The following is a 7,419-nucleotide window of genomic DNA, read 5'->3' as shown; positions in this document are numbered from 1 at the left end:
TAGGGTTTTAAGCCCAATACCAGTTGCAGGGAGAGGTTTACCAGAGGGGTCAAATTATTTTCGTCGAACTGGCGTTATTTGACGTCTTTCACAAAACTCAACATATCTCGATTTTATTGTACCGAATTGGTTACACAAATTCAGATATAATTTATGACTATCTGGTCACCATAACGGAAATTGTAGATATGACTCCATCTAGTCTTGAGGAAATCGCACAATATCTAGAACAGCATGAACAATCTAAACGAATTAAAAAGTTGATTTTCTGTGTTGCTAAAAATATTTGGGAAAATGATCAATCTCAGCTAGATAGATTCAAATTACAAGAATTAATTCAGGAATTATGTCATTTAAATCCTACCATAGAAAAGTTAAAAGCCAGTTTATCTACTGTTGTCAATACTCTGAATAAACCAGGTGAATATGCCATAATTGCAAGTATTATTACTAATGAAGTACAAAAATTATATGTCATGTTTGAGCAAGAAACAGGCATATTTCCCAGAGCAGATAGTTTAGAAGAACAAACTAATCTCATGGTCAATCAAGCTATAGTTGATAACCCCTACAAATCAATATCTGCTCAAGCTGAAACCATAGCTTTAAATACACCAAATCCTATTAATCAACCTGTCACGACTCCCAAAAAATTGGCATACAATCAATTTGATTTGCGCCAAAATATTATGCAATATACTAACCCTTTGCGAGCTAAAATAATTTTATTTTCTGCTCTTTATAGACAATTTAGTTTTAATGAACAAGATTGGTTTAAATTGCGAGCAGAAAAACTTGATACTTTATTACAAAAATTATTTGATGCTTGCCCAACAATTCGACACTTTGAACATAAAATCAATAATGCTGTGATGTCTTTAGGCGACCCAGAGGAAAATTCTCAAGCGGGTAGTACCTTAATCCAATTTATCAAACGGTTTTACCCAGAAATACCTACAGATGAAACCCAAGAACAGCCAATTTACAGTAACCTATCTCCAGAAATCCATACCTCACCTCAGCCTAATTATCAAATTGATCTGAGTGAAATTGATGATTTTTATGATGCCAGTGATGAGGATAGTACCTGTCAACTCATACCACCTTCTAAACAAGATAATTCAATAATTAAGCTGTAAGTGTTAAGAATTAGTTACAATAATTGAGAGAGAAAATATATGGATGTTAATGAACTTTTACAACGATATGCCAACGGCGATACAAACTTTAATCAAGCTAACTTAAATGGTATCAATCTATTTAGTGCAGATTTGATTGGTATTAGTTTCAAACAAGCAAATTTATCAAATGCTATCCTCATATTTGCTTATTTAAATCGGGCTGTTCTCAGTTATGCTAATTTAGTTTTTGCAAAATTGAGTGGTGCAAATCTTAATCAAGCTAATTTGATCGGTGCTAATTTACATGATGCGGATTTGCATGGGGCAACTTTACAAAATGCTGATTTACGAAATGCTAATTTAACGTTAGCTGATTTGCTGGATGCTAACCTTATGGGTGCTGATCTCCGTGGGGCTGATTTAAGTGGGGCTAATCTCACAGGTACTTGTCTTAGAGGTGCTAATCTGCGAGAAGAAAAGAGAATTTATTGTGCTATTCTTCGAGGTGCAAAACTACATAAAGTGGATCTGCGAGGATCTGATTTAAGTGGGGCAGATTTAGCTAGAGTAGATTTAAGCGGTGCGAATTTAAGTGAAGTGATGCTACGTGGTGCGGATCTCAGTTACGCTAATTTGAGTGGGGCGATTTTGCAAAATGCTACTTTAACCCAAACTAATTTGGAGGGAGCGATTTTAAATGGTGCTAACTTGACCAATGCTAGACTAGGGCAAGCAAATCTGAAGGAAGCTGAATTAATAGATGTGAACTTACATGGGGCGATTTTGCCTAATGCTCAATTGACCAAGACCAAGCTCATGCGAGCAAATTTGAGTGAAGCTAGATTAAGCAAAGCGGATCTGAGTCGTGCAAATTTGCGAGGAGCTAATTTAACGGAGGCGGACTTAGTAGGCGCGTATTTAGCGAAAACTGACTTAACTGGTGCTAACTTAACTAAAGCTACTTTACTCAGAGCAGAGATGAGTACCGCCAATCTTACAGGTGCAAACCTGCGGGAAACAATTATGTCTGATGGGACAATTATGTATTAGGAATCTGCTGTAAATACAGCAGAAGTCAGAAGTCAGAAGTCAGCAGGTCGGTAAATAAGATTCAAGATGTGCCTAATGACTCTGATGATAAAATTCAATAAAATTTATGCGTCAGGTTGCGCTGTTGCTTAACCCTATTCTTATATCTTAGCGGTATGTTAGAAGAAGTGATGATGTAATCAATTCCCAGATTTTCACTTTTTTAATCAGTATATACTCGTATAATAAAATACTGATTTATGACAAGACAACCGCACGACCAACTAGCCAAAGAATATCTAGAAGAATTATTAGCACCTTTAGGAGAGGTCAAAACCAGTAAAGATGTAAAAAGCGAAGTTCAGGAAATAGATGTTTGGTTTGTTCCGACTACAACAGCTATAAATTCTGAATTAGGATTATTAGGAAAAATGGCGGTTACAAGTTGTTTATTTGAACCTTACCGTAATGCACCTAATGAAATAGAAATTAGAAGTTGTTTGTTAAAATTGTATAGCGTTCATGGAGAGTTATTAAGACAAGCGAAAAGAGAAAAACGTTCTATATCTGAGGAAGAATTACCCTTTCTATGGATTTTAACACCAACTTGTTCTGAAAAAATTCTGGAAGGGTTTGGAGCAAAAACAAAGGAAGGATGGGAAAAAGGAGTTTATTTTCTGCCAAAATACCAAAAAGCGGCTATTTTGGCTATCAATCAGTTACCCATGACAGAGGATACACTATGGTTAAGGGTATTAGGAAAAGGTAGAACTCAAATGGAAGCTATCAGTAAAGTAGTTCAACTCTCAAAAGAGGATGATAAATGGGATAACCTGATAGCGATGTTTGCATCTTGGCGGAAAAATTTAGAATTGAATAGTGATGTTAATGATGAAGAGGTAAGGGAGTTAATTATGAGTTTATCACCAGCATATCTAAAACAACGGGAAGAATGGAAACAAGAGGGAATAGAAGAAGGAAGACAGGAAGGACAACAAGACGGACAGCGTTTGATGGTCGAGAGTTTGTTAGCAGTGCGTTTTGGTAATTTAGATGAGGAGTTATCTGCTATTATCAGTCAGTTGATGGAGCTTTCTTTAACAGAAAGAACACAGGTATTAGTTAATCTTTCCCGTGAGGAATTATTAGCTAGGTTTAAACTTGATTGAAATCAGGTTTTATTGGAAACTTCAATTAGTCAAAAATTGTAGGTTAGGTTAATATCCACATTAGTGACTTTCAATAAATCCTGAATAATATGAGCCGCTAAAAATGGAAACATCAAAAAAACTAAAGAAGGTAAAATGATAGGTCTATCCCTAAACAAATTAACTACTATCTGAAATATGTCAGTATTAGAGTTGATTTTTATAGCTTGCCAAATTAGCCATAAACCTATCAAAATTTCTAGAACTAAACTCAAAATAACTTCTAAAGGTAAATTCATACTATGCTTTTGATCACTTCTACCAATTTCTGAAGATGTGTTAACTCATGGGTAGCCATCACAGATATTCTAATGCGACTGGTGTTAACAGTGGGAGGACGAATAGCCGGGGCAAAAATTCCCGATGCGCGTAAATGTTTTCCTGCTGTTAGTGCTGCGGCGGCACTGGGCAATTGAAAACATAATATCGGAGATTCCGTGGGTAATAACTTTAAATTAGGTAAATTCTCTGTAATTAATTGTTTCAAATAATTGACATTTTGCCAAAGTTGCGATCGCCTTTCCGGTTCTTGTTGGACAATTTTCATGGCTGCTAAAGCGGCGGCTGTATCTGCGGGGGAAAGGGCGGTGGTATAAATCCAACTGGGGGCGCGATTGCGTAAAAAGTCAATGAGGGAGCTACTTCCGGCGACATATCCGCCTAAACTTCCCAAAGCTTTACTTAATGTACCAATTTGAATTAATTCCCTACCTGTACACCCGAAATGTTCTACACAACCAGCACCGGTTTTCCCCAGGACTCCCGTAGCATGAGCTTCATCGAGAAGTAGCATACTGTTAAATTCTTCAGCTAAATCTAGCAGTTGGGGTAATGGACATAAATCACCATCCATGCTGAAGACGCTATCAGTAGTAATTAAACAACGTCGGTAATTCTTTCGGTATTCTTGTAATTTTTCTTCTAGTAATGCAGTACTATTGTGCGGGTATTCCATGATAGTTGCACCACTGAGAATTGCCCCCTTTTTTAAGCTGGAATGGTTATATTCATCAGATAAAATTAAGTCTCTTTTACCGACTATGGCGGAAATTGTGCCTAAATTTGCTAAATAGCCAGAACTAAATACTAATGCCTCTTGGGTTTGTTTAGTAGATGCTATTTCCTGTTCTAATTCTTTGTGTAATTCTCGATGCCCACTGAGTAATCTAGAACCCGTACTACCAGTACCAAAGGCTTGAATAGCAGCGATGGCGGCTGTTTGTAAACGTTCATCTCCTGCTAATCCTAAGTAATCATTACTGGCAAAATTAATAACCTCTTGCCCAGATAAGACCACAGTTGCACTGGGTCGGCTGTGAATCGTTTGCACGGAACGATACCAGTCAGCCCGATGAATAGTGGCGAGAGATTCATTTATCCAAGCATAGGGATTATTATTCATCATTAACTAGGAACACTCTACTTCACTACTGCTGAGATAAGCGATCGCTTGTCTAATCCAATCCTCCACATAGGCATTTTTGGGTAGACCAATATCTTCCCCAACTACGTGCAAGGCGTTACTAACCTCATGGGCAGTATATCCCAACGCAAAGAGAGTCATTTGTACTTCTTCTAAAATTCCCGGTGCAGGTCCTCCTGTCGCCACGAAGAAGCCCGCCGATTTGCGCCATTCAATCAGTTTGCTCTTGAGTTCTAAACAGAGGCGTTCAGCCGTTTTCTTGCCCACTCCTGGGGTTTGAATCAGCATTTGGATATTAGCGGCAATAATAGCTTGGACTAACTCTGGTAATTCCATTGTATCCAACAGCGCGATCGCTAAGGCTGAACCAATGCCGCTAACACTGAGCAAATGGCGGAATAAATCCCGTTCCGAGGGAGAAGAAAAACCGAAAAGCATAGGTATTTCTTCCCGAATCTGGTAATGTGTAAATATTTGGATCACATCGCCAGTTGAAGTTAATTGGTTGGCCAAACGTTGGGGAATTTGCAAATCGTAACCCATGCCATTGACTTCTAAGGTCAAGATGACGCGATTAGGGCTAATGCTTTGGACACCAGCAACGATACCTTTAAGATAGCTAATCATTCTAGGAAACCAAAATATTGTAAACCTTCAAGAATCCCGGCAGCATAATGGTTTTGAGCCAGGTAACGGTGGTCAGCAAGATTCTGGTTATACCATTGGAGTAACTCAGGACGAGCATTCCCGACAATGATTCCCCGTTCCTTACCGACAGCGAATAAAGCAATATCATTACCCGAATCGCCGCAAACAACAGTCTGCTTGGCTGCAAATTTCCACTTCTGTCGTAAAAACTGCATTGCTTGACCTTTATCGCTGGTATAGGGTAAAATGTCAAGGTCAATTTCACTACTATAAATTAACTTTATATTTAGTTGAGTTTTTTGCAACTCGGCCTCAAGTTGTGGTAAAACACCGGACAATTCCGCTTTTAGGAAAAAACTGACTTTAAACGGACGTTGTTCTGTATGTGGTTGTAGCACTAATTCTGGAAATTGTTTAGTAATAGCCAAAATTTTTTCCCTATCCCAACCTTGAGAAAGAATATTTGACCATTCTGGATCAGGATGATGACTACCATCTAAATAGATTTCCGTACCCACAGACAGAACCAAAGCATCTGGGGAAAAGAGATTTTTTTCCTGTTGAAGTTCGCGGTAAAGGATAGGCGATCGCCCTGTAGAATAGACTATCTTTGTCCCATATTGTTGACGATGACTTTGCAAGCGATCGCTCAACTGCAATAATGCCTGGTCATCCCCTACGAAGGTATGATCTAAATCGGTTACAAATAAGAACCTAGTCATAGTCAACTCCTTTTGTAAGGTTAATTCACAAAAAGTGTATGTTGTTTTGGTAGTTAGTGTGCAATTCCCAATTCAAAAACAAGCCTTGGTGATTAAAAATTACGGCCATACTAGGGAATAGAGGTAAAACTCAAACGGAAGCTATTACTGAAGGTTTATTTGCTGATTCAATAGCGCGACAGATGGTGTAATGTGAAGAATCATTTCCATAACTGCTGACTTGGTAATTGATAGAGATAATTTATTCATTTTGATTCTATGGATTCCCCAAGATTAATATGTTTGTAAGTACCAAAATAAATCTCTCCCATTTACCTGCTTTCACCAAGTCGAAGATATATAAAAATATTGCCCCTGTGATATTTGGTTTGATATTATCAGGATTAATGCCCGGTGTTGCTAGGGCAGAAACAGTGCTAGAAAAGGTAGCACGGACAGGAGTATTAACTGCTGGTACGAGCAAAGACGCTTTACCATTTGCCTACTCTGACAGTCAAGGAAAATTGACTGGTTATTCTGTGGATATGCTAACTTTAATCCAACAGCAATTAGAAAAAGAATTAGGCAAAAAAATTACACTTAAATTAGTTGCAGTTACCCCAGCAGCAAGGATTCCCAAAATTATTAACCGCCAAGTTGATATTGTCTGTGATGCCAGTAGTTTTACTTGGGAACGAGATAAAAAAGTTGATTTTTCAATTAGTTATGGTGTCACAGGTACTCAAATTTTAATTAAAAAGAAAACCAATTTAGGCTCACCGGAATCCCTCATTAATAAGCGTGTGGGTGTGTTAGCTGGAACTACCAATGAACAAGCAATCAAGCAAATACAACCCCAAGCCAAGATTGTATATTTGAAGACTAGACCAGAAGGATTTGCAGCTTTAGAACAGGGTAAAATTGACGCTTTTGCATCCGATAGTATTCTTTTAGAAGGATGGTTACAAACAGCAAAAAATCCAGATAGTTTTGCGATTGTACCCTCTCGTCCCTATTCACGAGAAGGAATTGCTTGCATAGTTCCTGAGAATAACTCTAAATTCCTCAATTCAGTGAACTATTCCCTCGTTAAATTTATGCAAGGATTTGTGAATAATAACCCCAAATACGTGGCAATTTTTGACCGTTGGTTTGGTTTTGATGGTGTTGTATATCTCACCCAAGACTTACGTGATTTAGCACTGGAAACTATGCAATTAATGATAGAGTTTCATGAAGTTATTCCTGAGCAAGAGTTGTAGAATGTAGTTAGGGTTTGCTGAAAAAGT

General features: G+C 37.9%; 8 protein-coding genes. 4 read left to right on the top strand and 4 right to left on the bottom strand.

Going from position 1 to position 7,419, the window contains the following annotated elements; all coding sequences use genetic code 11:
- Positions 1-188: 188 nt before the first annotated feature.
- The 3 genes from CUN59_RS08765 to CUN59_RS08755 all read left to right on the top strand — a co-directional run bounded on the left by CUN59_RS08765 (position 189) and on the right by CUN59_RS08755 (position 3,319).
- Complete coding sequence (locus CUN59_RS08765) at positions 189-1,139, top strand: hypothetical protein (RefSeq protein WP_104387487.1); 951 nt, start codon at positions 189-191, stop codon at positions 1,137-1,139.
- Between the two features lie 39 nt (positions 1,140-1,178).
- Entirely contained in the window at positions 1,179-2,171 is a 993-nt protein-coding gene (locus CUN59_RS08760; RefSeq protein WP_104387486.1) for a pentapeptide repeat-containing protein, read from the top strand.
- Between the two features lie 239 nt (positions 2,172-2,410).
- A complete protein-coding gene (locus tag CUN59_RS08755) occupies positions 2,411-3,319 on the top strand; it encodes an RpnC/YadD family protein (RefSeq protein WP_104387485.1) in 909 nt (302 codons plus the stop codon).
- Positions 3,320-3,348: 29 nt separating this feature from the next.
- Here CUN59_RS08755 and CUN59_RS08750 read toward each other — a convergent pair whose 3' ends face one another.
- The 4 genes from CUN59_RS08750 to CUN59_RS08735 are packed head-to-tail and all read right to left on the bottom strand — an operon-like array spanning position 3,349 to position 6,151.
- A complete protein-coding gene (locus tag CUN59_RS08750) occupies positions 3,349-3,597 on the bottom strand; it encodes a hypothetical protein (RefSeq protein WP_104387484.1) in 249 nt (82 codons plus the stop codon).
- Positions 3,594-4,760 carry an 8-amino-7-oxononanoate synthase gene (gene bioF / locus CUN59_RS08745; RefSeq protein ID WP_104387483.1) on the bottom strand — a complete coding sequence of 389 codons (1,167 nt, stop codon included), beginning with the start codon at positions 4,758-4,760 and terminating at the stop codon, positions 3,594-3,596. The genes CUN59_RS08750 and bioF overlap by 4 nt, the downstream gene beginning before the upstream one ends.
- Before the next feature lie 6 nt (positions 4,761-4,766).
- On the bottom strand, positions 4,767-5,408 hold the full coding sequence (gene ruvA, locus CUN59_RS08740) for a Holliday junction branch migration protein RuvA (protein WP_104387482.1): 642 nt from the start codon (positions 5,406-5,408) through the stop codon (positions 4,767-4,769).
- Positions 5,405-6,151: a sucrose-phosphate phosphatase gene (locus CUN59_RS08735; protein ID WP_104387481.1), complete on the bottom strand. Its 747-nt coding sequence runs from the start codon at positions 6,149-6,151 to the stop codon at positions 5,405-5,407. The genes ruvA and CUN59_RS08735 overlap by 4 nt, the downstream gene beginning before the upstream one ends.
- A gap of 335 nt (positions 6,152-6,486) precedes the next feature.
- Here CUN59_RS08735 and CUN59_RS08730 point away from each other — a divergent pair, with 335 nt between their 5' ends.
- Positions 6,487-7,392, top strand: coding sequence for an amino acid ABC transporter substrate-binding protein (locus tag CUN59_RS08730; RefSeq protein ID WP_497706906.1), 906 nt, complete (start codon positions 6,487-6,489; stop codon positions 7,390-7,392).
- Positions 7,393-7,419: the final 27 nt, after the last annotated feature.

Origin of the sequence: Cuspidothrix issatschenkoi CHARLIE-1 (genome assembly GCF_002934005.1) — a bacterium.
Lineage (GTDB): Bacteria > Cyanobacteriota > Cyanobacteriia > Cyanobacteriales > Nostocaceae > Cuspidothrix > Cuspidothrix issatschenkoi.
This window is presented reverse-complemented; position numbering and strand designations above follow the sequence as displayed.

Coding starts and splice junctions, on each gene's coding strand:
- CUN59_RS08765 (WP_104387487.1), top strand. CDS start 189: ATGACTCCATCTAGTCTTGAGGAAATCGCACAATATCTAGAACAGCAT.
- CUN59_RS08760 (WP_104387486.1), top strand. CDS start 1,179: ATGGATGTTAATGAACTTTTACAACGATATGCCAACGGCGATACAAAC.
- CUN59_RS08755 (WP_104387485.1), top strand. CDS start 2,411: ATGACAAGACAACCGCACGACCAACTAGCCAAAGAATATCTAGAAGAA.
- CUN59_RS08750 (WP_104387484.1), bottom strand. CDS start 3,597: ATGAATTTACCTTTAGAAGTTATTTTGAGTTTAGTTCTAGAAATTTTG.
- bioF (WP_104387483.1), bottom strand. CDS start 4,760: ATGAATAATAATCCCTATGCTTGGATAAATGAATCTCTCGCCACTATT.
- ruvA (WP_104387482.1), bottom strand. CDS start 5,408: ATGATTAGCTATCTTAAAGGTATCGTTGCTGGTGTCCAAAGCATTAGC.
- CUN59_RS08735 (WP_104387481.1), bottom strand. CDS start 6,151: ATGACTAGGTTCTTATTTGTAACCGATTTAGATCATACCTTCGTAGGG.